The organism is Kribbella sp. VKM Ac-2569 (genome assembly GCF_004216905.1).
Taxonomy (GTDB): Bacteria; Actinomycetota; Actinomycetes; order Propionibacteriales; family Kribbellaceae; genus Kribbella.
On record NZ_SGXJ01000001.1, the window covers coordinates 2,599,945 to 2,625,219 of the forward strand.

A 25,275-nucleotide genomic window follows, 5' to 3' on the forward strand; every position below is an offset into this window, starting at 1 on the left:
CCTTGTCCTTCCCCCAAAGAGTGCTTCCACAAGAACAGACGTCGCTACTTCACGTCTGGTTGGTAACGAATCAAAACTTTCTTCCCCCAACCACTGCCCCACCAGTGGCCGAGAAATGGTGTATCACACCGACGGAGCCCAGGGCACGCTCCGTCAGTCACCGTTTCCAGTTCGTGCCCTACGACGTCAGCGCGCGCAGCCGGCGCAGGACCTCGGGAGCTCCGAGCGCCTGCGCGGTCGCGTGCAGATCCGGGCTCCGGGTGGCGCCGGTGATCGCGACGCGCACGAGCTGCGAGGCCTCGCGGATCGAGCCGACGTACGCGTCCGGATCCTTCTTGTACTCCTTGGCGTTCGGCGCGAACCGGTGCTTGCCGGCGAGAGTACGGATCTGGTCGAACCACTCCTGCGGGTCGTCGAGATGCTCGTAGTTCGCCACGAGATCCGCCGCGAACGCGGTGACGACGTCGGCCGCGACACCGAGCGGAACCAGCCGCTCGTCGGCCGGTCCGTCCACCGGGACGAACAGCTCGGTGAAGAAGAAGCCGTACGCCGGCCGGAAGTCCGACCACTTGCGCAGGTCCTTGCGCGGGTTCTCGACGCCGTCACGCTCGACCGCGAGTGCACGCAACGCCAGATCCTTCTCGTTGTCGAGCACGGGAACGAGTTCCGCGTCGTACTCCACGGCCCAGGCGCGCACCGCGTCGAGGATCTGCTGTCCGCTCAGCGTCGCGATGTGGTCGGCGCTGATGTCCTCCAGCTTCACCAGGTCGACCAACGGACCGGCGACCCCGCACAGGCTCAGGTCGATCGGCGTCGTCAGCGCCTCGGCCAGCGGCAGCTCCGCGAGCCGTCCGTTGGCCAGGCCGCGCAGGTAGTACAGGACCGCGTCGGCCGAGTAGCCCGCGCCGATGTAGAAGTCGACGCCCGCCTCGGGATCCTTGCGCTTCGACAGCTTGCGCTTGCCGCCGGGGATCTGCTTCATCAGCGGCGCGATGTGCGCGTAGGCGATCGGCTCGAACTCCAGCGCCGCGAACAGCTGCTGGTGCAGCGGCACCGACGAGATCCACTCGTCGGCGCGGATCACCAGGTTCACCCGCATCAGGTGGTCGTCGACCGCATGCGCGAAGTGGTACGTCGGAAGTCGCGGCGACTGGTCCGAGGACTTCAGGATCACCGTGTCGTTGCGGTTCGCCTCGTGCTCGAGCCGGCCGCGGATCGCGTCGACGAAACTGGTCCGCTGCCCGTCGGCGTCATCAGGCGCCCGGAAGCGCACGACGTACGGCGTACCCTCGGCGAGCTTCTCGGCGACGGCCGACGGATCGGCGTCGCGCCAGATCGCCCACTTGCCGTAATACCCGGTCGGGACCTTCGACGCCTGCTGGCGGGAGGTGATGTCGGCGAGCTCGTCCTTCGTCGCGAAGCACAGGTACGCCTTGCCCTGCCGGAGCAGGTGGCGCACGTAGGTCAGGTAGATCTGCTCGCGCTCGGACTGCAGGTACGGTCCGTACGAACCGTGGTCCGTGTCCTCGTCGGAGCTGATGCCGAAGTACTCGAACGCGCGCGCGAACTGCTCGAGCGCGCCCTCGACCTCCCGCGACTGGTCGGTGTCCTCGACCCGGACCAGATACACCCCGCCGGTGTTCGACGAGATGTCGCGGTCGATCATCCCGACGTAGATGCCGCCGATGTGGATGAACCCGGTCGGCGACGGGCCGAGCCGCGTGACCTTCGCTCCCTCCGGCAGCTCCCGCGCCGGATACCGCTCTTCCCAGTGCTCCGGCTCCGGGAGATCCGCCGGGAAGAGCCCGTCTACCACCGTCCGGTCGACCATCAGCTCTTCGACTTGCGGCCGAGCTTGGCGCGCTCGATCTGGGTGAGGGCGACCTTGCGCATCCGGATCGCGTCCGGCGTGACCTCGACGCACTCGTCCTCGCGGCAGAACTCCAGCGACTGCTCCAGCGACAGCTTGCGGGCCGGCACCAGCTTCTCGAACTCGTCCGCGTTCGAGCGGACGTTGGTCATCTTCTTTTCCTTGGTGATGTTGACGTCCATGTCGTCGGAGCGCGAGTTCTCGCCGACGATCATGCCCTCGTACACCTCGGTGGCCGGCTCCACGAACATGGTGCCGCGCTCCTGCAGGTTGATCATCGCGTACGACGTGGCCGCGCCGGCCCGGTCGGACACGAGCGAGCCGGACGGCCGCGTGCGCAGCTCGCCGAACCACGGCTCGTACCCCTCGAAGACGTGGTGCGCGATACCGGTACCGCGGGTGTCGGTGAGGAACTCGGTGCGGAACCCGATCAGCCCACGGGCCGGGACCAGGAACTCCATCCGGACCCAGCCGGTGCCGTGGTTGGTCATCTGCTCCATCCGGCCCTTCCGGACCGCGAGCAGCTGGGTGACCGTGCCGAGGTACTCCTCCGGGCAGTCGATCGTCAGCCGCTCGACCGGCTCGTGCCGCTTGCCGTCGATCTCGCGGGTGACCACCTGCGGCTTGCCGACGGTCAGCTCGTAGCCCTCGCGGCGCATCTGCTCGACCAGGATGGCCAGCGCCAGCTCACCACGGCCCTGCACCTCCCACGCGTCCGGGCGCTCGGTCGGCAGCACCTTCAGCGAGACGTTGCCGACCAGCTCGCGGTCGAGCCGGTCCTTGACCAGGCGGGCGGTCACCTTGGTGCCCTTGGTCCGGCCGGCCAGCGGCGAGGTGTTGGTGCCGATCGTCATCGAGATGGCCGGCTCGTCCACGGTGATCAGCGGCAGCGGCTTGGGGTTCTCCGGGTCGGTCAGGGTGTCGCCGATCATGATCTCCGGAATGCCCGCGATCGCGACGATGTCACCCGGGCCGGCCGAGTCGCCGGGGACGCGCTCGAGCGCCTCGGTGACCAGCATTTCGGTGATCTTGACCTTCTGGATCGAGCCGTCGTGCCGGCACCAGGCGACCTGCGCGCCCTTCTTCAGGGTGCCTTCGTGCACGCGGACCAGCGCGAGCCGGCCGAGGAACGGCGAGGCGTCCAGGTTGGTGACGTGCGCCTGCAGCGGCGCGCCCTCGGTGTACTCCGGGGCCGGGACGTTCTTCAGGATCGTCTCGAACAGCGGCTCGAGGTCCTCGGAGTCCGGCATACCGCCGTCGGCAGGCTGGTTCAGCGAGGCGCGACCGGCCCGGGCCGAGGCGTAGACGACCGGGAAGTCCAGCGCGGACTGGTCGGCGTCGTGGTCGAGCAGGTCGAGGAACAGCTCGTACGTCTCGTCGACGACCTCGGAGATCCGGGCGTCCGGGCGGTCGACCTTGTTGACCACCAGGATCACCGGCATCTGCCGCGCCAGCGCCTTGCGGAGCACGAACCGGGTCTGCGGCAGCGGGCCCTCGGAGGCGTCCACCAGCAGCACGATCGCGTCCACCATCGACAGACCGCGCTCGACCTCGCCGCCGAAGTCGGCGTGACCGGGGGTGTCGATGATGTTGAGCGTCATCTGCTCGCCGTTGGCCATCTTGTGCCGTACGGCGGTGTTCTTGGCGAGGATCGTGATGCCCTTCTCACGTTCCAGGTCGCCGGAGTCCATCGCCCGCTCATCCACGTGCTGATGGGCTCCGAAGGCGCCGGACTGCCACAGCATCGCGTCGACGAGGGTGGTCTTCCCGTGGTCGACGTGGGCCACGATCGCGACGTTGCGCAGGTCGTTACGGACAGGCATGAGGAAGCGCTCCAAGCAATGAGAGGGATCTGGCGGTGGCTACGGCGGTTTCACGTGCCACTCGACACAGGGCGCAGCCCTTTCATTCTACCCGTCACCGCGCGTGTCCAGAAAACGGGACGGTCCTTGACGTTTGTTGACTGGACGTCCAGTCTATAAACGGCGCCTGGGGAGGGGCCGTAACACGGGGGGTCAGCCCGAGGCGCCGGGCACGAGGATGTGGGGGTTGCCCGGCGCTTCAGGCTTCGACCGGAGAGGAATCAGTGCCGCGATCGGCGACTGTCAACCAGGAACTGCGGGAGCGCTCACGCGAACGCATCCTGGCCGCGGCGCTGGAGACCTTCGCCGCGAAGGGCTACGAGGCCGCGTCGATCTCCGACATCACCGCCGCCGCGGGCGTCTCCCGCGGCCTGGTCTCGTACTACTTCGCCACCAAGGAGCAACTGGCCGCCGAGCTCCTGGACCGCTGGCTGGACGGCATCGCGGGGATCCTGAACATCCAGGGAACTCCGGACGAACGGCTGGCCGGCATCATCGACGGCGCCCTGATGGCGGCCGCGACCACGCTCCCGATCCAGCGGCTCGCGATCACGCTGATGATGCAGCCGACCACCCACGACGTGTTCGCCCGCGTCGAGCAGGCCAAGTCCGGCCGGTTGTCGCTGGTCGAGGACGCGATCCGCGACGTGTTCGCGGCCCGCGGCGCCACCGACCCGGCCGTCGAGGAGATGTTGCTCAGAGCAACCTTGGAGGGCGTGACCGTCAAACTCGCGATCTACCGCGAGACCTTCCCCCTGGAAGCGATCCGCACCCGCCTGTACGCCGGCTACGACCTGCCCGCGCCGACCGCCCCGCTCCCGGTCCTGTCACCCGCGGTCGACCGCCTGCGCGCCAAATGACCCGGGCGGAGTCCAGTCGAAGATCCGCGTACCGTTCCTGAGCGCGGCCCGCGGCGGGGTGATCCGCAGCATCGCGTTCCGCAACCACTGCCCACGCACCCCGACCTCTGCCCCGGTCCGCCCCATCCACGCCGACCGGCTGACAATCCTCTGCGTACGCCGGTACCGCTGCGCCTCGTACTCCCGCAGCCCAACCGCCAGCTCGCCCCCGGCCGGGATCACCAGCCCGAGCGTCACCGCGTCCTCGAGCGCCGAGTTCGCACCCTGCCCGAGCGTCGGCAGCATCGGATGCGCCGCATCCCCGATCAACACGGTCCGCCCGATCGTGTACCGCGGCAGCGGCCGGTCCAGCACCCACACGTCGTGCCGGATCACCTCGTCCGTCGTCTCGGTCAGCGCCCGTACGTCGGGGGCCCACGCAGCGAAGTACTCGCGGACCGCTCGCACCTCGTCCCCGATCGGCCGGCCGCTCGGCATCGCGACGTACCCGTACCAATAGACCTCGTCGGCGCTGATCCGCAGCGCCCCGAACTCGGCGTTCGGCCCCCACGTCATCGCGAACCGATCGTCGACCGTGGTGTCCGGTGTCGCCGCACGCCAGCAACTGAAGCCGCTGTAGCGCAAACCCGCGGAAAACAAGGCGTTCCTGGTCGTACTGCGGATCCCGTCCGCGCCGACCACCAGATCGGCCCGCGCACTGTGCGTCCCGTCCGCCGACTCCCACGTCACCCGGGCCCGCTCACCACCCACGGCCCCCGGTTCGACCGCACTGACCCGAGCACCCGTCACCAGGTCGGCGTCCTGCGCGTCGACCAGCGCCTGATGCAGCCGCCGCCGGTGGATCCCGATCATCCCGGTGTCACCACCATCAGGTGCCTTGAGCAACCATTTCCCGTCCCACCGCCGGGTCCCGGCCGCGCGTACGTCGTACCCACTCCGCCGGATCCGCTCCGCCGCCCCGAGCTCCTCGGCCGCCCGCTGCCCGTTGATGGTCACGACAAGCCCCGCGCCGACCTCCCCCAGCTCCGGCGCACTCTCCAACACCCGAACCCGCCACCCGGCCCGCCCCAACGCCCCGGCAGCGGCCACCCCACCAATCCCGGCCCCGACCACGATCGCCTCATCCACCCACCCACCATAGAAAACCCCGCCTCTCCGGAAACAAATAGTCGCCAGGCGACCAAGAAGTTCCGGAAAGACGGGGCTGGGGTCAGGCGAAGGTCGGGGTGTGCGGGCGGACTGCGCCGACCACGTTGTCTCCGCCGGTGAGGTCGAAGTGGAGGTGGTTCTCGATCGTGTCGTTCGTGATGCCGAGACGCTGGAGGGTCGCCGCCATCACGACCTTGCGGGCGCGCGGCGTACCGTCCTCGAGCTTCAGCGCGATACCGGTGCCGTCCGCGAGACCGACGGCGTACACGCCCTCGGCGCCGGCCTTGCAGAACAAGCCGTTGACGGCTCGCATCAGCTCGGCCTCGTCGCGCGTACTCCCGCTGGCGTACTCGGGGTACGCGCGGAACGCCTGGGCGACCTGACCCTCCTGGGTGTCCGTGGCCGCAGCCGCGAACAGGCCGAACGAGCGGGCCAGGCCGGAGAGCGTGAGCGCGAAGATCGGCGCGCCGCAGCCGTCGATCGCGACGTACGAGACTTTCTCGCCCGCCGCGTCCTCGATCGCGGTGCGGATCTCCTTCTGCAGCGGGTGATCCGGCGTGCGGTAGGTCTCGAGGTCCCAGTCGTTGAGCGTGCTGGTCAGCAGCATCGCGGCGTGCTTGCCGGAGCAGTTCATCACGATCCGCTCCTTGCCGTGGCCGGCCTTGACCCAGGCGTCCCGGGTGTCGTCGTCCAGCGGGTACGCGACCGGCGTCTGCAGCGCAGTCTCGTCGAGGCCTGCCGTCGCGAGGATCTGCCGTACGCCGTCCACGTGGAACTGCTCGCCCGAGTGCGACGCACCCGCGAGCGCGAGGAGCTTGTCGGTCAGGGGGAGGCCGTTGCGGAGCATGCCGAGGGCCTGCATGGGCTTGTTGGACGAGCGCGGGAACATCGGCTGGTCCACGATGCCCGCCGCCCAGTCGACGGTGCCGTCGGGGTTGGTCACCACGACGGAGCCACGGTGGTGGCCTTCGACGAAGTCGCTACGGACGACGTCGGCCAGGATCACAGGTTCGGTCACGGCTGAACTGTACAGGTGCAAAACGCCTGGTTGCGAATGATTCGCCTCACAGGCCCGCGCACCGCACCGGAAGCATCGCCGCCGCAGCGGTCACGGTTTGGCATTTCGAGGACCTAGGTCTTGCCAAGGGTTATTCCAATGATTAGTTTAACCGGCACCCAAACCCTCAGGGATCAACACAAATCCCCAGGGTTCAACACGCACGGGAAGGTCAGCGCGATGGCGATGGACAAGGCGCAGGTTTCGCGTCGGGGATTTCTCGGGATGAGTCTGGCCGCGGGTGTCATCACGCTCACCGCCTGCGGTTCGGACAGCGACGACAAGGGCAGTACGTCGGGCAACGCCACCGCCGCCAACCTGGTGATGGCGGTGTGGGGCGGAGACGCCGACAAGACGGCGTACCAGAAGCGGATCGACCTGCTGGTCAAGAAGTTCCCCGAGCTGAAGGTGACGCTCCAGCTGATCCCGGGTGACGGCTACGCGCAGAAGGTCCAGACGATGATTGCCGGCGGCAAGGGCCCCGACATCATGCAGGTGGCCGAGAGCGTCAACGTCTACTCGAGCAAGAACCAGCTCCTGCCGCTCGACGACCTGGCGTCGAAGGCCGGGATCGACCTGGAGAAGCGGTTCGGCTCGATCGGCAAGCTGTACTCCTACCAGGACAAGGTCTACGCGATCCCGGACCGTTCCGGCGCGATGATCGTGTACTACAACAAGACGCTCTTCGACGCCAAGGGCATCAAGGCGCCGACCGCGGACTGGACCTGGGACGACGCGCTCAGCGCGTTCAAGGAACTGACTGTGCCGGGCAAGCAGTGGGGCTACTCCGGCGGCGGCTGGTGGGCCCAGTGGTGGAGCTTCGTGTACCAGAACGGCGGCAAGATCATCGACGACAGCGGCAAGCCCGCGGTCGCCACCGACGAGGTGATCGAGGCGTTGCAGTGGACCGGCGACCTGGTGTTCAAGCACGGCGTCGTCCCGACCCCGAAGCAGTACGCCGACATGGGCGCCGACGTCGGCGGTGACGCGGCGTTCGCCAACGGCAAGGTCGCGGTGAACACCACCGGCTTCTGGGCGATCGGCGGTCTGGCCAAGAGCAAGATCGAGTGGGACATCGCGCCGCTGTGGAAGGGCAAGCAGCAGGCAGTGACCGCGTTCGGCAGCGGCCTGGCGGTCTCCCGGACGGCGAAGAACCCGGATGCCGCCCTCAAGGCGATCGACTTCTTCACCTCGCCGGAGGCGCAGCAGCAGATCATCGCCACCGGCCAGGACGTTCCGGCCAACATCGAGGTGCAGAAGAGCCAGGCGTTCCTGAAACCGGCCTGGATGACCAAGCCGGTGAACATGAACGTGTTCGGCGAGTCCAGCGACTTCGTCTACCGGGCGCCGTTCATCCCGGCCTGGAACGAGATGCAGAAGGCGTTCGACGACGGGCTGGCCGACTTCTGGCTGGGCAAGCAGGACGCGCGGACCGCGCTGACGGCGGTGCAGAAGCGACTCGAGTCCATCGTCAAGCCGGCCTGATGTCGAAGCTACGCCGCCGCGAGGCGTTGTGGTTCTACCTGTTCGCGTCGCCGTGGATCATCGGGTTCGTCGTGTTCCTGCTCGGGCCGATGATCGCGTCGATCTACATCTCGCTGACCGACTGGGACTCCTTCACCCCGCCGAAGTTCGTCGGGCTGGAGAACTACACCCGGCTACTGACCGAGGATCCGGTGTTCTGGAAGGCGTTGTGGAACACGTTCTTCTACGCCGCGATCTCGGTGCCGCTCGGCCTCGGGATCGGCCTGTGGCTGGCGAACCTGCTGAACAAGCAGGTTCGCCTCCGCAAGGTGTTCCGGACGCTGATCTACCTGCCGACGCTGGTGCCGCTGGTCGCGACGGCGATGATCTTCAAGATGGTGCTGGCCCCGTCCGGTCCGCTGAACGACGTGCTCGGGGTGTTCAGCATCCCGGGCCCGTCGTGGCTGCTGGAATCGATCTGGGTGAAACCCGCGCTGATCCTGCTGTCCGTGTGGGGCGCCGGCGGCGCGACCGTCCTGTTGCTCGCGGCCATGAAGGGCATCCCGCGGGAGCTCTACGAAGCGGCCGAGGTCGACGGTGCGGGACCGTTCCGGCAGTTCTGGAGTATCACCTTCCCGCAACTGACCCCGATCATCTTCTTCAACCTGATCATGGGGCTGATCGGGGCGTTCCAGGTCTTCTCCCAGGTCTACATCCTGACCAAGGGCGGGCCGGACAACGCCAGCCAGATGATGGTTCCGCTGCTGTTCAACGAGGCGTTCTCCTTCTACCACATGGGTTACGCGTCGGCGCTCTCGTGGTTGTTGTTCGCCGTCATCCTGGTGTTCACGCTGCTCGCCTTCCGCACCGCCCGGCGCTGGGTGTTCTACGAGACCGAGGTGAAGTGATGGCCACCGTTATCTCCGCTGCCGCACCACCGCAGCAGGAACCGGAGCCGGGACCGGAGCGGACTCCGAGCCGCGATCGGGTCATGGGCGTGTTCCGGGCGACGCCGTTCACCTATGCCACGTTGATCATCGTGTCGGCGGTGCTGTGCGTACCGCTGGTGTTCGTGGTGTCGATCGCGCTGTCCAGCGACCAGACCGTCAACGCGAACACCTTCACGATCCTTCCCCGCGAGTTCCACTGGGACAACTTCACCCGGGTGTTCAGCACCGACCTTCCGATGCAGCGGTTCCTGCTGAACTCGGTGATCATCTCGACCGGCGCGGTGATCGGGCAGGTGCTGTCCAGCGGGCTGGTCGGTTACGCGTTCGCACGGTTGCGGGCGCCGGGCAAGAACGCGCTGTTCATCATCGTGCTGGCGACCATGATGATCCCGGCGCAGATCACGATGATCCCGCAGTTCATCCTGTTCAAGGAACTCGGCTGGGTGAACACCTTCCTGCCGCTGATCGTGCCGAACTTCTTCTCCAACGCGTTCAACGTCTTCCTGGTCCGGCAGTTCGTGTCCCGGCTGCCGAGCGAGATCGACGAGGCCGCGATGGTGGACGGCCTCGGCTTCTTCGGCATCTACCGCCGGATCATGCTGCCGATGCTCAGCCCGGTGCTGATCGCGATCGGGATCTTCACCCTGACCGCGACCTGGGGCGACTTCATGGGCCCGTTGATCTACCTCAACGACGAGACCAAGATGCCGCTCGCGCTGGGCGTGCAGTACATCACCAGTACGTCGCAAGCACTGCAGGCACCACCCTGGAACCTGGTGATGGTCGGGTCGATCCTGCTCACCTTGCCGATGATCCTGGTGTACTACCTGGGACAGCGGTACCTGTACGAGATGGACATCAGCGGCGGGAGTGCGGGGGTCAAGTGACGGTCGAAATGGACGCGCGAGGGATCCGGATCGATGGTGAACCGCGAGTGCTGTTGTGCGCGTCGCTGTTCTACTTCCGGTTGCCGGCGGAGCAGTGGCGGGCGCGGCTCGAGCAGGTTCGCCGGTCCGGGTACACGTGTGTCGACGTGTACCTGCCGTGGAACTTCCACGAGCTCTCCCCCGGCCGCTGGTCGTTCGAGGGACGTCGTGACGTCGCCGCGTTCCTGGATCTCGCGTTCGAACTCGGGCTGCACGTCATCGCCCGGCCCGGTCCGTACATCTGCTCGGAGTGGGACGGCGGTGCGCTGCCGGCGTGGCTGGGGCTGGACCCCGCGCTGCGCGTCCGGCAGAACGAGCCGCGGTTCCTCGCTCAGGTGACGGACTGGTTCGATCAGGTACTGCCGATCCTGGCTGCGCGTCAGTACGGCGCGGGTGGTGCCGTCATCATGGTCCAGTTGGAGAACGAGCTCGACTTCTTCGACTGCGACGACCGGCCCGGGTACCTCAGCGCCTTGCGTCAACAGGCTCTGAAGCACGGTCTCGACGTACCGCTGGTTGCTTGCTCCGGGCAAGGAGATCTCTTCGGCGCCACCGGCGACGTGGAGGGCGTCGTACCGGCGTGCAACTTCTACCCTGACGACGACTCGCCGTTCATCGAGGAAGAGGTACGGCGGTATGCGCGGCTGCTCGCCGATCGGGGGCTGCCGCTGCTGATCACCGAGACGAACCGGCGGCACCGGACGCTGCGGCGGCTGCTGGCCAGTGGCGCGTCGCTGATCGCGCCGTACCTGCAGTCGTCGGGATGGAACTTCGGTTACACCCCGTCGAGCGGCAACTGGGGCCGGCCCGGGAACTTCATGAGCCACGGCTACGACTTCGGTGGATACGTGTCGTCCACAGGAGTGGAGCGGCCGGAGTTCGCGCAGGCGCAGGCGCTGGCCTGGGTGCTGGAGGCGCTCGGACCACGGCTGGCGTCAGCGACGCTGGGTGAGCCGATCAAGGTGACCACCGACTTTCCGACCAGCTCGTCGCACTCGGTGCTGGAGCTGGAGGGCGGTGGCCGACTGGTCGCCGTACCGAACCTCGGCGCCGAGGACGGGCAGGCGATCGTCGAAGGGATCCCGGTCGCGGTGGCAGCGGACTCGTGCCCACTGATGGTGCTCGACCTGCCGCTCGGCGACATCACGCTCCGGCTGGCATCGGCTGACCTGGTGGATACGAAGCAGGGCCTGCTGTTCTGCTCCTCCGTGCCGGTGACTGTTGCCATCGGCAACACCACCGAGGAGATCCCGGTCGGGTCGTCGCGGATCGTCGAAGGTGTCGTGGTCACCGTGGAGCCGCCACCGGAGGTCGACGCCCCCGAGGTCTCCGACGCAGGATCGGTGATCGTCCGGCGACGTACGTCGGCCGCACCCTCGACGCCGGCGGGAACTCACGAGCTCCCGCCGACGCTGGAATCTCTCGGCGTCTACCGGGGGCGCGGAACCTACACGACGACCATCGACGAGACCGGCGAGCTGTTGCTCGTGGGCGCCGCCGACATCGTGGAGCTGTCGATCGGCGGTCGCGTCCACACGCTGGCGGCCTTCGGTGCGACGGAACGCATCGACGTCGGCGGGGTCACCGGACAGATCCAGGCATCCGTCGAGATCTGGGGCCACGCGAACTTCGACGACACCCGGCTGCCGTCCCTGCGGCTCGGCGCGCTGCGCGGTCTCGGGTCGCTGTGGAACGTCATCGAGACGCGCGACATCTCCGCGCTCTGGACGGTCCACGGGCACTGGGCCGGCGACCCGGCTCCGCTGCGGAGCCTGACCGGCTGGAGCAGCACCCGCGTCGGTACGCCGATCACCTACACGCGCCACCTCGACACCGAAACGCCGGCGGCCCTGCATCTGGAAGGCGTTCGCGAGCCCGTCTCCGTGACTGTGGACGACGGCCGGCCACTCACCGTCCACTCCGAGGACCCGTGGGTGGTTCTGCCCGCGGGGACCAAGCAGATCTCCGTCACTCTTCCGCACAATCCGAGCGGCGGCGGTCTCCGCGCCGAACTGCTCACGTTGGCCCCGATCCTCGACTGGACCTGCGCCGTACAGGACGACGAGCTGCTGACCGCGTTCGCGCTCCGCCGCGAGTCCGGACCCGAGATCGAGCTCCCGCTGACCCTCGAGCCGGGCGAGGAGGCCTGGCTCGACGTGGAGCTTCCAACGTTGGAGAATGGGCTGCTGGTGCGGCCGGAAGGGACTCAGATCCGGATCACCGGCTGGGCCGCCGGGGAGTGTCTCGGACGCGTCTGGCTCGGTGACCGGCCGGCGTTCTCCGGCGGCGATCCCGACGTACTGTGGATCCCGCCGGGATGGTCCGGGCTGACGCTGCTGGTGCGGGGCGTCGACGGACCGGCCAGGCCGGAGCTTCGTACAGTACGGATCGAGAGCACCTAGGGGATGAACGTGCCGCGGCAGACGTCTCGTGACCTGCGCAACGAGAGCCGGTTCGAGGTGCTGCACGCCCTGTTCGCCCTGGGGCCGTCGACCAGGCAGGAGATCTCCCGGCATACCGGGCTGAGTCCGGCGACCGTCGCCACCCTCGTCACGCAGTTCCTCGCCGAGGGCGTGCTGCGGATCGCGACGGTCGAGCAGAACACGGTCGGCCGCCCGTACGAGCGCCTGACGATCGACCCCGACCGCGGCCGCATCCTCGGCATCGACGTGGCCGAGACGTACGTCGACGCGACGGTGTACGACGTCACTCTCCAGCCGCTCGCGCAGAGCCAGGTCGCGCTCGACGAGCACGAGAGCGGTCCGGCGTACGTCGTCGACGGCATCGTCCGTGCTGTCGACGCAGCGATCGGGGACGCCGGCATCGGGCGCGATCAGATCATCGGGGCCGGCGTGAGCATGCCCGGCCAGGTTCGGCCGGACGCCGGGGTTTCGGTCTTCGCGCCGAACTGGGACTGGCACGACGTGACGATCGAGGCGTTGCTCGCGGAGCGACTCGGCCTGCCGGTCTACGTCGACAACCCGCTCAAGGCGATCGCGTTGTCGGAACTGTGGTTCGGCGTCGGCCGGGTGACCAAGAGCATGGCGGTGGTCAATCTCGGCACCGGGGTCGGTGCCGGCATCGTGATCGACAGGTCCTTGCTCCGCGGCGAGGCGAACAACGCGGGCGAGTGGGGACATACGTTGCTCCAGCTGGACGGCCGGCCCTGCCGGTGCGGCCGGCTCGGCTGCGTCGAGGCGTACCTGGGCGTGCACGGACTACAGACCACGCTGTCGGAGATCGACCAGGATCATTCCGCGCTGCGGGAGCCCCAGCAGCGCGGGTTCGTGGACGCCGTGGCCGCCGGGCTGGCGCGTGGTGACAGTTCGCTGGACGAGCTTGCCCGCCGTACCTCTCACTACCTGGCGGCGTCGCTCGGCGACCTGGTGAACCTGCTGAACATCGCGCACATCACGCTGACCGGGTGGACCACTGCGGCCTTGGGTGACTGGCTGATCCCCGCGGTCCGCTCAGAGCTGCCGGATCACGTCCTGCCGGGATCTCTGCCCAACCTCACCGTCGAGGCTTCCCGTGTTCCCGGCAATCCGGTCGCCCTGGGCATGGCCGCGTTCAGCCTCGAGCGGTTCCTGTGCACTCTGGGCCTGGCCAGCCCCGCCAGCATCCCGGCTCCCGGCCGCCGCCTGCGCTCGCCCGTCTAGCTCTGCGGGCTTACAGTCGGGCGCGGACGTGCAGGCCGGCCTCGGGGTCGACCAGGAGGTCCTGCGTGGCGGTCACCGTGGGCTGATCTTCGGCCACGATTTCCAGCACGGCGGTGGGGTCGACGTTGCGCTTGACCAGGGCTAGGGCGATCGGGCCGAGCTCGTGGTGGCGGGCCGCGGAGCCGATGACGCCGACCTGCTTTTCCCCTGCGCGGACGGCGTACCCGTGCGCCGGCAGGTGGTCGACCGAACCGTCGAGGAGCAGGCGGACGATGCGGCGCGGCGGGCGGCCGAGGTTGTGGACCCGCGCGACGGTCTCCTGACCGCGGTAGCAGCCCTTGTCGAGATGTACGCCGACGCCGAGCCAGCCGAGCTCGTTCGGGATCGCGCGCTCGTCCGTGTCGAGCCCGAACCGCGGCGCACCTGCCTCGATCCGGAGCGCCTCGTACGCCCAGATGCCGGCCGCGGGGCCTTCCAGCCCAGCCAGCTCAGCACGCGGCAGGAACACCTCGTGCCCACCCAGCGAGTCATCGCCGCTACGGGTCAGATGCTCACCCGAAGGAGCTCCAGGGCGCCAGATGATCGCGTAGTCGTCGGTCACGTCCGCGATCTCGACACGGGACATGAACACCATCTTCTGCAGCCACTCCACCAATGCGGCGGCCGCGCCCGGCTCGGTGTGCAGCCAGAACGTCTCGCCGTCGTCGACGCCGTACATCACGTGCTCGACATGCCCGGTCGGAGACAGCAGCAGCGCGGTCGTCGACGTACCGGGTTTGAGGCCTTCGAAGAACTGCGTGGTCAGCGCATGCAGCCAGGTCAACCGGTCCGGGCCGGTGATCGTGACCACGTCGCGGTGCGACAGATCGACGAACGCCTCACCCGCGACCATGGCCCGCTGCTCGCGCAGGTCCGAGCCGTAGTGCGCCGCGACGCCGGCGTCGAGTCCGTCGGCCTCGACCGCGCCGGGCCGGTCGAGCAGGGGGCTGCGCATGCGTGACATGTCACCAGAGTACGTCGGTCGGCGTACGGCGAACGCCTCCCCTCGTGGGATGTGGACAGACCCCCGCTGCGGCGAGTCTGAAGTCATCAAACGACGGAGGGAGCAGGGCGATGAACGCGAGGCAGTTCCGGTTCGGTGTGGCGGGAAGTCCGACGACCGGTGTGGAGTGGGTGAAGACGGTCCGGCAGGCGGCGGATCTCGGGTTCCAGACCGTGCTGATGCCGGACGGGCTCCAGCTCCCTGCGCCGTTCTCCTCGCTGGCGATGGCGGCCGCGGTCGCCGACATCCGGGTCGGTACCTTCGTGGCAGCCGCGCCGCTGCGGACGCCGCGACAGGCCGCCTGGGAGGCGCACACCCTGACCGTGCTCACCGATGGGCGGTTCGAGTTCGGCATCGGCACCGGCCGTCCGGTCGCGGAGCAGCAGACGGCCGAGGTCGGTCTGCGGTGGGGAACGGCCCGGGAGCGCCGGGAGCAGGTCATCGAGACCCTCGACCTGCTGCGCGAGCTCGACGGCGAGCGCCGTACGCCGATCATGCTGGCCGCCGGCGGACCGAAGGCGCTTGCGCTCGCGGCCGAGCGGGCCGACATCGTCTCGCTGGCCAAGGACGCGACCACTCCTCGCTCGAAGGTTGCGGCCGTCGCGCGCGAGTTGCGCGAGCTGGCCGGGTCCCGCGCCGACGACATCGAGCTTGCGATGAACCTGCTCGCCGCCGGCACTCGTCCGCTGCCGCCCTGGACCAAGCGTGCCTCTGGGGTCGACCCGGACGAGCTCGAGGCGATGGACTCGTTGATGCTGCTCCGCGGTACCCCGCAGGAGATGGCCGACGAACTGCTGCGGCGCCGCGACCAGATCGGCGCGAGCTACATCAGCGTCAACTCGGGCTACCTCGAGGACTTCGCACCCGTCATCGAACTACTGGACGGCCGCTGATTCCTTCCTTCCCTTCAAAGCACTGCCCGCCGGTCTGTGGCCCGGCGGGCAGCGCTTGGGAGGGGCGGGGATGGTCTAGCTGTCGGATTGGCGAGCTTCGACGGCAGCCGGGACGTCGCCGGCGTGGGTGTCACCGGCGGCGAAGGCGACCTCGTCGAACGGGTCGTTGCCGGCGAACACCTGCTCGGCCTGGTTCTTGTCGAACTCGCCGACCCAGTGCCCGACCAGGACGGTCGCGACCGCGTTGCCGGCGAAGTTCGTCAGCGCACGGGCCTCGGACATGAACCGGTCGATACCGACGATCAGACCGACGCCGTCGACCAGCTCCGGCCGGTGCGACTGCAGGCCGCCGGCCAAGGTCGCCAGGCCCGCACCGGTGACACCGGCGGCACCCTTCGACGCGACGATCATGAACAGCAGCAGGGAGATCTGCTGGCCGAGCGAGAACGGCGTGTCCATCGCCTCCGCGATGAACAGCGACGCCATCGTCAGATAGATCGCCGTACCGTCGAGGTTGAACGAGTACCCGGTCGGGACGGTGATACCGACGACGGACTTGTCGACGCCGAGATGCTCCATCTTGCCGATCAGCCGGGGCAGGGCGGTCTCCGACGACGAGCTGGACACGATCAGCAGGAACTCGCGACCGAGGTAGCGCAGCAGCTGGAAGATCGAGATCCCGGTGACCATCCGCAGGATGGTGCCCAGGACGACGATCACGAACAGCAGACAGGTGATGTAGAAGGCCAGCATGATCTTCAGCAGGCTGAGCAGCGCGGTGGAGCCGGCCGCACCGACGACCGCCGCGATGGCGCCGAACGCGCCGATCGGCGCCGTCCACATGATCATCGACAGGATCTTGAACACCAGGCGCTGGATGTGGCCGATTCCGATCAGGACCGGTTGACCCTTGGATCCCATCGCCTGCAGCGCGAAGCCGACGAGCAGCGCGACCAGCACGGTCTGCAGGACCTCGCCCTCGGTCAGCGAGGACAGCAGCGACTTCGGGATGATGCCGAGGATGAAGTCCGTCGTACTCTCGTGCGCGCCGGCGGCCTGCTTCTGGCCGGCCTCGCGGAGCTTGTCGGTCAGGTTCAGGCCCGAGCCCGGCTGCACGATGTTGCCGACCACCAGGCCGATGGCGAGCGCGACCGTCGACATCACCAGGAAGTAGACGAGCGCGAGACCGCCGACCTTGCCGACGCTGGCGGCCTGCCGGACCGAGCCGATGCCGAGCACCAGGGTGCAGAAGATGATCGGGCTGATCAGCATCTTGATCAGGTTCACGAAGCCGGTGCCGAGCGGTTTCAGCTCGACCGCGAAATCGGGGAACAGGAACCCGACACCGATGCCGAGCAGGACGGCGACGATGACGGCGATGTAGAGGAAATGGGTCCGGTCGTTGCGGACCGGAGTCGGGCGGGGTTCGGTCGGGCTCGACATTGGTGGGACTCCCTGTATCGGCCTTGGCGGAGGGGTTGTGGGTAACTGTGACGTGACGCACAGGAGAAGTGCGCATTTCGTTCATATCGTTCGCAGTGCGGATCAGGGGCGGATTAGGGGCAAACTGTCCGCATGCGACACCGTCCGTGGGAGCTGCGCCGCCAGGTGCTCTGGATACAGACGGTCACGGTCCTGGTCCTGATCGCGATGGCATGGGTCGTGATGATCAGCCGATCGCGGGCACAGGCACTCCGGGACGCGGCGGCGAGCGGCCTGGCCGCACCGACGTGGTGGGAGCTGGTCCGGCTGGACGTGCGCTCGATGCTCGGTATCGCCAGCCTGATGCTCGGGGTCGCGATCGCCGGCAACGCACTCGTCACCTGGCGGGTACGCCGGGCCACGCGCGGGGTAGGAACGCAGTCACTGGCCCGGATGCTCGACTTCTACGAAGGCGTGCTGCACGCGGCGCGCGAAGGGCTGATCCTGCTGGATCTCGACGGCCGGGTGCAGCTCGCGAACGACGAGGCGCTGGCCCTGCTCGGGTTGCACTCCGTTGTTCCCGGGACGCCGCTGGAGGAGCTCAGCCTCGGCGCTCCCCTGGCCGAGTTGCTCGCGACCGGGCGGACAGCGTACGACGAGCTGCACCTCGGAGCGCGCGGCGTCGTGGTCGTGAACCAGCAGCCGTCCGGGCGCGGGCGGATCGTCACGCTGCGGGACCACACGCAGTTGCAACGGTTACTCGGCGAGCTGGACGCCGTACGGAGTTTGGCGGAATCGCTGCAGGCACAGAATCATGAGGCGTCGAATCGGCTGCACACCGTGGTCAGTCTGATCGAGATCGGGAAACCGGAACGGGCGCGGGAGTTCGCGGTGTCGGAGCTGCAGTTCGCACAGGCGATGACGGATCGGGTCGTCGGCACGGTCGGCGATCCGGTGCTGGCGTCGCTGTTGCTGGCGAAGTTGTCGCAGGCGCAGGAGCGTGGCGTCGTACTGACCCTCGATCTCGGGCACGAGGCGCTGAACACGCGGCTGCCGGCGCAGGACGTGGTGACCGTGGTCGGGAACCTGCTGGACAACGCGATCGAGGCCGCGCGTGGTGGTCCGGCGCCGAGGAAGGTCGAGTTCCGGGCTGCAACGACTGCGGACGCAGTGGATCTGATCGTGACGAACACGGGTGCCGAGTTGGGGTCGGTGGAGTTGGCGCACATGTTCGAGCGCGGGTGGACGACGAAGGCGGAGCCGGGGCACGGGCTGGGGCTCGTGCTGGTGCGGAGCACGGTCGAGCGGTGGCAAGGTTCTCTGATGGTCGATCCGGATTCCGAGCTGGAGGAAGTACCCGCGCTGACCGTGCGGGTGCGGTTGCCGCGGGCGGTGGGCGCGAGTGCCTGACCTACGCGTACTCGTCGTCGAGGACGATCCCGTCGCCGCAGAAGCACATCGCACGTACGTCGAACGGCTGCCCGGCTTCACGTGCGCCGGAATCGCCGGTACGGCGGGGCGCGCGCTGCAGGTGCTTGCGCGGGGCAACGTCGACGTCGTACTGCTCGACATGCACCTGCCGGACGGGCACGGGCTGGACGTCGTACGGCGGATGCGGGCCCTTGGCAATCAAACGGATGTGGTCGCGGTAACGTCGGCGCGTGAGGTCGCGGCGGTGCAGGCGGCCGCGCGGATCGGGGTCGTTCAGTACGTGCTGAAGCCGTTCGCGTTCGAGACGTTGCGCGACCGGCTGTCGGCGTACGCACGTCAGCGTCGCGCCGCCGAAGCCGGCCAGGTCGTCGCGGATCAGGACGAGGTGGACCGTCTATTGCATCCGGCAACGGTTTCGTCAGTGCCGAAGGGTCTCGCCGGGGGTGTGCTCGACCGCGTCGTACAGCTCCTCGCCGACCGCGAGGGCTGGACCGCGGAGGAGGTGGCGACGTCGCTCGGCACATCGCGAATCACTGCCCGCCGCTACCTGGAACATCTCGCCGACCAGGGACAGGCCCTCCGAACACAACGCTACGACGGCCGCAGCGGACGACCAAAAGTCGAGTACTCCTGGGTGTCCGAGAGTTAGGACCGGACGAGGGTCGCCCAGAGGTGCGGCTGCAGGGCCTGGCCTTCGGCGGCCATGTCGTACGCCCAGAGGAGCTCGCCGTTGACGAGACCGTAGAGGCGGTGGCCGGCGGTGACTTCCTTGGCCGAGACGGTGCGGGCCACCACATCGGTCTGCAGCTCGATCTTCGCGCCGTCGATGTCGCCGTACCAGATCTCGGCGAAGCCGGTCGGGTGCGCGAGGATCACCTCGACCTTGTTGTCCGGCTGCGGGCGCCAGAACCCGGTCTCGACGGCGAGCGGACGCTCCTTGGTGCCGTCCTCGCCGACCACGAACGTCTGGCTGACGTAGTGCAGGTACGGCTTGCCGTTGTGGGTGAAGTCGATCTGCTGCCCGAACTCGAACTTCTCGATCGTCGGGTAGTCACCGTGCCCGCGGCCCTCCCAGCGACCTAGCAGCCACGCGAGCGGGATCAGGTCCGGGTGCAGGTCCTGCGGGATCTCGAACGCCATGGGGTCACTCAGTTCGCACTACGGCCGCGATACAGCCGGTAGACGACGAACGCCGAGAACCAGCCCATGAACACACAGACCAGGATCAGCAGGGTGGTGAAGACGACGTGCAGCACGTTGGTCAGTCTAGAGGATGGGTACGGCGGTTTCGGCTACGGTGGCGTGATGTCCCGCACGCTGGTGATCAAACTGACCGCAGGCGCCGAGGAACCCGAGCGCGCCAACCAGGCCTTCACCGTCGCCGCCACCGCGGTCGCGGCCGGCGCCACGGTCTCCCTGTGGCTGACCGGTGAGGCCGTCTGGTTCGCCGTACCCGGGCGCGCCGAAGCCTTCGAACTCCCGCACGCGGCACCCCTCGCCGACCTGCTCACCGCGGTCCTCGAAGGCGGTCAACTCACCGTCTGCACCCAGTGCGCCAAGCGCCGCGACCTGGCCGAGTCCGACCTTCGCCCCGGCACCCGCATAGCCGGCGCCCCCGCCTTCACCGAAGAAATCCTCACCGAAGACACCCAAGCAATCGTCTACTGAACAGCCACCCGCTCTGGCCCCGTGCCCGGGCGGTGAACGCGAACCGGCGCCCGCGAGTAGCGGACGCCGGTCGGTGGTGGTGGTTAGCGTTCGCGGCCGCCGTCGCCGCCGCCTCGGCCGTCGTTGCCGCGGCCGCCGCGGTCGAGGTTCTGCTGCAGCTGCGCAGCCTTCGTGCCAGGGCGCTCGTCGACTGCCACATTTCCGCCGTCGACCTTGGAGAGGGGCTCCTGGTCTCCCCGAATGTGGTCGAACTGCGCCTTCTCGTGGGACGGGAGTTGCTGGGCGGGTCCGCTCTGCTGCTTGTTCCCCTGGGCATTTCGTGCCTCGGCGATCGCCGGATCCTCGACCGCTTGCTCCGGCGGACGCCACTGCGTGCCCTGCGCTTGGCTGGTCGAAGGGCCCTCAGTTTGGCCGCCCGGGCTCTGGCCGTCCTCACCAAGTCCCGCGGTCTCGTCGACGGCCGTCTGCGAGGCGTTGGCGATCTGCTGCGTGTTCGGCCCCTTGGCCTGCGGGGGCTGCGCGCCGTCCTGGCCCGCCTCCATCCCCTGCCCAGTCGACTGCACCTGCTGCGTTTCAGCCTGCGGCGCCTCAACTTGCTGGCCGTTCACCTGCTGCGCGTCGACCTGCTGGCCGTTCACTTGCTGCCCGTCGACCTGTTGAGTGTTGACCTGCGGTGAATCCACCTGCTGGGGATCGACCTGTTGGCCGTCATGCTGCAGGTCGTTGTCGACTCCGGTCTCCTCGGCGACGTACGGGTTGACGCCCTCCTGCTGCGCGCTGACGTCGGTGTTCTGCCCGTCGTTCGCGTCGAGCCGCGACTCGTCCAGCTCGTCCCCGTCGAGCGCGGAGTCCTGACCATCCTGCGCGAGGTCGGTCTGCTGGGAGCGCTCGTCGTTGTCGAGGGCACCTTCCTCCGCGACGTACGGGTCGACGCCCTCCTGCTCCGCGGCAGGCTCCGTCTGGCGCACGTTGTCCGCCTCGGCCGAGGGGTCATCTACCGCGCTGTCCGCATCGACCGAGGGGTCTTCCAGAGCGTTTTGCGCGTCGACCTTCGGCTCAGCGTCGGCGTCGAGCGTGGGGTCCGTCTGCTGACCGTCGTTCTCGTTGAGCCGGTCGTTCGGGTCGACGCCCTCCTGCTCCGCGGCGGGCTCGGTCTGGCGCACGTTGTCCGCCTCGGCCGACGGGTCGTTCACCGCGCTGTCCGCGTCGACCGTCGATTCCTTGTCCGCCTCGAGGTCCTGCTGCTCCTGCCGGTCGTCGGCGTTCTGCTCGTCCTGCTCGTCCTGCTCGTCAGCGAACTCCGAGGCGCCGGCCACCGCGCCGGCAGTCGCTCCGGCGGTCGCCGGGTCGATGCCGTCCTCGCGGTTCTTCTGGCTCTCCTGCTCTTCCCGCTTACGCCGCTCGTCGTCCGCCCGTTCGCGCTCCTGGTCACGTTGCCGGGCCGCGTCGTCGCGGGCGGCGGCCTCGTTCTGCGCGTCCGTCTGCAGATCAGCGTTCCGGTTGTCGTCGATGCCGTCGCCGTCACCGTCGACTCGGCGCTCGTAGTCGTCCGGGAGGAGGTCCCGGTCGCGGTTGTTGCTCAGCTCCGCGTCCGCGTCCCGGTTCTGCTGCAGCCGGTCGACGTCGCCGCGCAGGCGCTCGTTCTGCGATTCGAGATCCCGGGCCTGCTCCTCGGCCTGCGCGGCCTGGCGCTCCAACCGGGCGGTGCGATCGCGGACATCTTCGTTCGACGGACGGTCGGGGCCCCAGCGGTCCCGGATGACTCCCGTCTCGATCCCCACCCGGCGTCGCTGCCGCGAAGTCAGGCGGTTCCAGACGTTTTGCCCGAAGTCCTTGTAGCGCTTGATCTCCCTGACCAGGATGCGCAGGAGGTCTTCCGCTTCCAGTTGATCCTCAGCCATCAGGCCACCTCGCTGGCATAGACGGAATATCCGAACCCGGCCGCAGTGTCCTCCGGCCCCGGCTGGGACGCATACAGGTGGAACTCGGCTCCCGGCCGGAGCCAGACCGCCAAATGCCGGCGGCGGCCGCGCCACTCCGGCGGAATGCGCAGGTCGTCGCCAGGCCCGACGTACACCGGCGGACCCCAGTAGCGGCGGGCGATCTCGAGCTGGCCGGGCCAGTGCGCGTCGAGGCCTTCCTCGGCCTGCGGGAGCTCCGACGCACCGATCTCGTACGCCGACCAGCCGCTCCGCGGCGACTCCGGCAGTACGGCGTCCGGCAGCACGAGCATCACCGTCTCGCGCTGGGTGACCAGGCCCCAGGTATACCGATCGGGATCGATGTTCCCCGGCGCCCAGGGAAGCCAGCCGGTGGCGTCGGTGACGCGGTTGACCAGGGCACGGATCGCGTCCATGCCGGTGGCCGGCGGCCCCCAGATCCGTCCCCAGTCCACGACCTCGGCCAGATCGGCCATCGCCCGCTCGTCATCGTCGAACGGCCGCTCCTGCGTCTTCACCCCGCCACACTCCTTCCATCAAGTTTGCCCAGAGTATGCCCCGACCGGTGCCACCAACTCGGGTACAGACGCAGACCTGTGGATAACTGGTTCCGGGTACGCCGTTCGCGAGCAGTAACCGAAGTACGCCGTACACATGTCTCCGGCTGAGTTGTAGTAGAAACATGAAGCTCCCGGCACCTCCGACGGAGAAGTCGTTCCCGTCGCCGCTGCACCACCCGCGGGTGGCGACGGTCATCGGCCGCTGGCTCGCGGTCGCCGTGACGATCTGCTTCCTGACCGGCCTCTACAGCCACTTCACCCAGGACACCCCGAGCTGGCTGCCCATCCCCAGCCGGCCGGCCTCGCTGTACCGCGTCACTCAGGGGCTGCACGTGCTGAGCGGGACCGTGGCAGTCCCGCTGCTGCTGGCGAAGTTGTGGACGGTCTACCCGAAGCTGTTCGCGAAGCCGCCTTGGCCGCCGAGCCGGCAGGCGCTCGCGACGATGCTGGAGCGGGCGTCGATCCTGGTGCTGGTTTCGGCGATGGCACTCGAGCTGCTCATCGGGTTCCTCAACACCCTGCAGTGGTACCCCTGGCCGTTCCCGTTCCGGCAGACCCACTACGCACTGGCGTGGATCATCGTCGGCGCACTGCTTGTCCACCTCGCCGTCAAGCTCCCGTTGATCCGCGCGAACTGGCGGCGTACGGACGAGAAGGTGCCGGACTCTTTGCCACCGGCAATCACCGGGCTCACCCGTCGCGGGCTGTTCCGGACCGTGGCCGGTGCCGCGACGCTCGTCGGCATCACGTCGGTCGGCCAGTCGGCCCCTGCGTTCGGTCCCGTCGCCGTACTGGCGCCGCGGAAGCCGAACATCGGCCCACAAGGCCTGCCGGTGAACCGTACGGCGGAAGCCGCCGGCGTCACCGGAATCGACGAGAACTGGCGCTTCATGATCATGGGACCGCAGCAGCTCTTCTACACGCTGGACGAACTACGGGCGCTGCCGCAGAGCCGCTCCGAGCTGCCGATCGCCTGTGTCGAGGGCTGGAGTCAAGGTGCGCGGTGGGAGGGCATCCGGATCCGGGATCTGCTCGAACTGTCCGGAGCCCCGGTGCATTCACGGGTTCGCGTCGTCTCGATGGAGAAGGGCGGGTTCTACGCGACGAGTGAGCTGCCACCGGATTTCGCCGCTGATCCGCTGACGCTGCTGGCGCTCCGGTTGAACGGCGGCGAACTCGCCCTGGACCACGGCTTCCCCGCCCGCATCATCGCGCCCAACCGTCCCGGGGTCCTGCAGACCAAGTGGGTCCACCGTCTGGAGGTCATCGCATGAAAACCCGGATCGTGTTGGCCGTAGCCGGTGTCGGCGTCGGGCTGTGGGGACTCTGGCTGCTGCTCGGCGCCCTCGAGCTACCAGCGCTGATCCGGCTGCCGATCTGGCTGGGTGGGGCCGTGGTGGCCGACGACTTCATCCTGGTGCCGCTGACCGTCGGCGTCGGCTGGCTCGTCACTCGCTGGTCGGCCGGGCCCGATCGGCACCGGACTGTCGGCGCGGTGCGGACGACCTTGCTGTACGTCGGAATTACCAGCCTGATCGCGGTGCCGCTACTACTGCGGCAGGGCAAGGGCGTGAACCCGACCGTGCTGCCCCGCGACTACCTCCGCGACTGGCTATTGCTGGAGGCAATGATCATCTTGGGCGGGGCCGCCGGCTACTTCTTCACATTGAGAAGGTCGCGGGCCTCGTCAGGGGACATCGGCGGGCGCTGAGCGAGGGTCGCCAGTGCGGCGGCGCGTTCGACGAGCTCGGCGTTGTGCGTGACCGGGTGTCCCTTCGCCAGTGTCAGCGTGTCCTCCATGCCGACGCGGAGGTTGCCACCCTTCGACAGCGCGGCCAGCGCGACCGTCAACGACGTACGGCCGATGCCCGTGGCGGACCAGGACGTGACGGCGTCGGGAAGCGCGTTGACGGCCGCGACGAGTGCGTCCGCCGTACCGGGCATGCCGCCGGGCACGCCCATCACCAGGTCGCAGTGCACCCGTCCGCCGTACGGCAGGCCGTACTTGTCGAGGAGCCGGCGCAGCGCGGCGACGTGACCGAGGTCGAACAGCTCGAACTCCGGAACGACCTCGCGCTCCTGGGTGAGCTGGAAGAGCTGCGTGACGAACGGCCACGGGTTCATGAACACGTCGTCGCCGAAGTTCACGGTACCCATGGTCAGCGAGCAGGAGTCGGGTACGGCGTCCAGCACGCGGAGACGGTCCTCGTACGGATCAGTGACGGCACCGCCCGTCGAGAGCTGCACGATCAGCGCAGTGTTCTCCCGGACCGCCGCGACGGTCTCGGTCAGCCGGCCGAGGTCCAGCGTGGGCTTGTGCTCACCGTCGCGGATGTGGATGTGGATCATCGCCGCTCCCGCGGCCTCGCAGCGCTTCGCCGTCTCGACCAGCTCGTCGAGCGTGGTCGGCAACGCCGGATAGTCCGCCTTCGCGGTCTCGGCACCGGTGGGAGCAACAGTGATCAGTGTCGACGCCATGGACGAATCCTGCCAGATCGCGTCTCGAAACGGATATTTGCCGG

General features: G+C 68.3%; 22 protein-coding genes. 12 read left to right on the plus strand and 10 right to left on the minus strand.

All coding sequences use genetic code 11. The features are described from left to right. Positions 1-178: 178 nt before the first annotated feature. Together EV649_RS12320 and typA are read right to left on the minus strand one after the other, a co-directional pair. A complete protein-coding gene (locus tag EV649_RS12320) occupies positions 179-1,831 on the minus strand; it encodes a glutamate--tRNA ligase family protein (RefSeq protein WP_130383335.1) in 1,653 nt (550 codons plus the stop codon). Beyond that, positions 1,831-3,693: a translational GTPase TypA gene (gene typA / locus EV649_RS12325; protein ID WP_130383336.1), complete on the minus strand. Its 1,863-nt coding sequence runs from the start codon at positions 3,691-3,693 to the stop codon at positions 1,831-1,833. The genes EV649_RS12320 and typA overlap by 1 nt, the downstream gene beginning before the upstream one ends. Positions 3,694-3,956: 263 nt before the next feature. Between typA and EV649_RS12330 the strand changes: the two genes are divergently transcribed. Continuing rightward, entirely contained in the window at positions 3,957-4,592 is a 636-nt protein-coding gene (locus EV649_RS12330) for a TetR/AcrR family transcriptional regulator (protein WP_130383337.1), read from the plus strand. Here EV649_RS12330 and EV649_RS12335 read toward each other — a convergent pair. Both EV649_RS12335 and EV649_RS12340 read right to left on the minus strand, forming a co-directional pair. Further along, on the minus strand, positions 4,560-5,720 hold the full coding sequence (locus tag EV649_RS12335) for an FAD-dependent monooxygenase (RefSeq protein ID WP_157996230.1): 1,161 nt from the start codon (positions 5,718-5,720) through the stop codon (positions 4,560-4,562). The genes EV649_RS12330 and EV649_RS12335 overlap by 33 nt on opposite strands. Before the next feature lie 82 nt (positions 5,721-5,802). After that, positions 5,803-6,759: an asparaginase gene (locus tag EV649_RS12340; protein WP_130383339.1), complete on the minus strand. Its 957-nt coding sequence runs from the start codon at positions 6,757-6,759 to the stop codon at positions 5,803-5,805. Positions 6,760-7,023: 264 nt separating this feature from the next. On the opposite strand from EV649_RS12340, the gene EV649_RS12345 reads away from it, so the two are divergent. From EV649_RS12345 to EV649_RS12365, 5 genes are read left to right on the plus strand one after another with little or no spacing between them, the layout of a single operon-like run. Next, positions 7,024-8,283, plus strand: coding sequence for a sugar ABC transporter substrate-binding protein (locus tag EV649_RS12345; protein WP_241998015.1), 1,260 nt, complete (start codon positions 7,024-7,026; stop codon positions 8,281-8,283). Then, positions 8,283-9,170, plus strand: a complete 888-nt coding sequence (locus EV649_RS12350) for a sugar ABC transporter permease (RefSeq protein ID WP_130383341.1) — start codon at positions 8,283-8,285, stop codon at positions 9,168-9,170. Before EV649_RS12345 ends, EV649_RS12350 begins: the two co-directional genes overlap by 1 nt. After that, positions 9,170-10,099, plus strand: coding sequence for a carbohydrate ABC transporter permease (locus tag EV649_RS12355; RefSeq protein ID WP_130383342.1), 930 nt, complete (start codon positions 9,170-9,172; stop codon positions 10,097-10,099). The genes EV649_RS12350 and EV649_RS12355 overlap by 1 nt, the downstream gene beginning before the upstream one ends. Continuing rightward, positions 10,096-12,540, plus strand: a complete 2,445-nt coding sequence (locus tag EV649_RS12360) for a beta-galactosidase (RefSeq protein WP_241998016.1) — start codon at positions 10,096-10,098, stop codon at positions 12,538-12,540. The genes EV649_RS12355 and EV649_RS12360 overlap by 4 nt, the downstream gene beginning before the upstream one ends. Before the next feature lie 3 nt (positions 12,541-12,543). Beyond that, positions 12,544-13,797 (plus strand): ROK family transcriptional regulator, encoded by a 1,254-nt coding sequence (locus tag EV649_RS12365; protein ID WP_130383343.1) that lies wholly within the window; start codon positions 12,544-12,546, stop codon positions 13,795-13,797. A 10-nt stretch (positions 13,798-13,807) separates the two neighbouring features. Here the strand turns inward: EV649_RS12365 and EV649_RS12370 are convergent, their stop codons facing one another. Then, positions 13,808-14,800: a glycine cleavage T C-terminal barrel domain-containing protein gene (locus tag EV649_RS12370; protein ID WP_130383344.1), complete on the minus strand. Its 993-nt coding sequence runs from the start codon at positions 14,798-14,800 to the stop codon at positions 13,808-13,810. 110 nt (positions 14,801-14,910) lie between these two features. On the opposite strand from EV649_RS12370, the gene EV649_RS12375 reads away from it, so the two are divergent. Further along, positions 14,911-15,732 (plus strand): LLM class flavin-dependent oxidoreductase, encoded by an 822-nt coding sequence (locus tag EV649_RS12375; RefSeq protein ID WP_130383345.1) that lies wholly within the window; start codon positions 14,911-14,913, stop codon positions 15,730-15,732. Between the two features lie 75 nt (positions 15,733-15,807). On the opposite strand, the gene EV649_RS12380 is transcribed toward EV649_RS12375, so the two are convergent. Further along, on the minus strand, positions 15,808-17,175 hold the full coding sequence (locus tag EV649_RS12380; RefSeq protein WP_130383346.1) for a cation:dicarboxylase symporter family transporter: 1,368 nt from the start codon (positions 17,173-17,175) through the stop codon (positions 15,808-15,810). A 132-nt stretch (positions 17,176-17,307) separates the two neighbouring features. Between EV649_RS12380 and EV649_RS12385 the strand changes: the two genes are divergently transcribed. Both EV649_RS12385 and EV649_RS12390 read left to right on the plus strand, forming a co-directional pair. Further along, positions 17,308-18,564: an ATP-binding protein gene (locus tag EV649_RS12385; protein WP_130383347.1), complete on the plus strand. Its 1,257-nt coding sequence runs from the start codon at positions 17,308-17,310 to the stop codon at positions 18,562-18,564. Then, positions 18,557-19,234: a response regulator gene (locus EV649_RS12390; RefSeq protein WP_130383348.1), complete on the plus strand. Its 678-nt coding sequence runs from the start codon at positions 18,557-18,559 to the stop codon at positions 19,232-19,234. The genes EV649_RS12385 and EV649_RS12390 overlap by 8 nt, the downstream gene beginning before the upstream one ends. On the opposite strand, the gene EV649_RS12395 is transcribed toward EV649_RS12390, so the two are convergent. Next, on the minus strand, positions 19,231-19,725 hold the full coding sequence (locus EV649_RS12395) for an FABP family protein (RefSeq protein ID WP_130383349.1): 495 nt from the start codon (positions 19,723-19,725) through the stop codon (positions 19,231-19,233). The two genes, EV649_RS12390 and EV649_RS12395, sit on opposite strands and share 4 nt — an antisense overlap. 165 nt (positions 19,726-19,890) lie before the next feature. Here EV649_RS12395 and EV649_RS12400 point away from each other — a divergent pair, with 165 nt between their 5' ends. Continuing rightward, positions 19,891-20,253 carry a DsrE family protein gene (locus EV649_RS12400; protein WP_130383350.1) on the plus strand — a complete coding sequence of 121 codons (363 nt, stop codon included), beginning with the start codon at positions 19,891-19,893 and terminating at the stop codon, positions 20,251-20,253. Between the two features lie 83 nt (positions 20,254-20,336). Here EV649_RS12400 and EV649_RS12405 read toward each other — a convergent pair whose 3' ends face one another. Further along, on the minus strand, positions 20,337-22,154 hold the full coding sequence (locus tag EV649_RS12405) for a hypothetical protein (protein ID WP_130383351.1): 1,818 nt from the start codon (positions 22,152-22,154) through the stop codon (positions 20,337-20,339). Further along, positions 22,154-22,711, minus strand: coding sequence for a hypothetical protein (locus EV649_RS12410; RefSeq protein WP_241998018.1), 558 nt, complete (start codon positions 22,709-22,711; stop codon positions 22,154-22,156). The genes EV649_RS12405 and EV649_RS12410 overlap by 1 nt, the downstream gene beginning before the upstream one ends. A 164-nt stretch (positions 22,712-22,875) precedes the next feature. Here EV649_RS12410 and EV649_RS12415 point away from each other — a divergent pair, with 164 nt between their 5' ends. Further along, a complete protein-coding gene (locus EV649_RS12415) occupies positions 22,876-24,027 on the plus strand; it encodes a molybdopterin-dependent oxidoreductase (protein WP_130383352.1) in 1,152 nt (383 codons plus the stop codon). Beyond that, positions 24,024-24,464: a hypothetical protein gene (locus EV649_RS12420; RefSeq protein ID WP_130383353.1), complete on the plus strand. Its 441-nt coding sequence runs from the start codon at positions 24,024-24,026 to the stop codon at positions 24,462-24,464. The genes EV649_RS12415 and EV649_RS12420 overlap by 4 nt, the downstream gene beginning before the upstream one ends. Here EV649_RS12420 and EV649_RS12425 read toward each other — a convergent pair. Then, a complete protein-coding gene (locus EV649_RS12425) occupies positions 24,407-25,231 on the minus strand; it encodes a 3-keto-5-aminohexanoate cleavage protein (RefSeq protein WP_130383354.1) in 825 nt (274 codons plus the stop codon). The two genes, EV649_RS12420 and EV649_RS12425, sit on opposite strands and share 58 nt — an antisense overlap. Positions 25,232-25,275 lie beyond the last annotated feature (44 nt).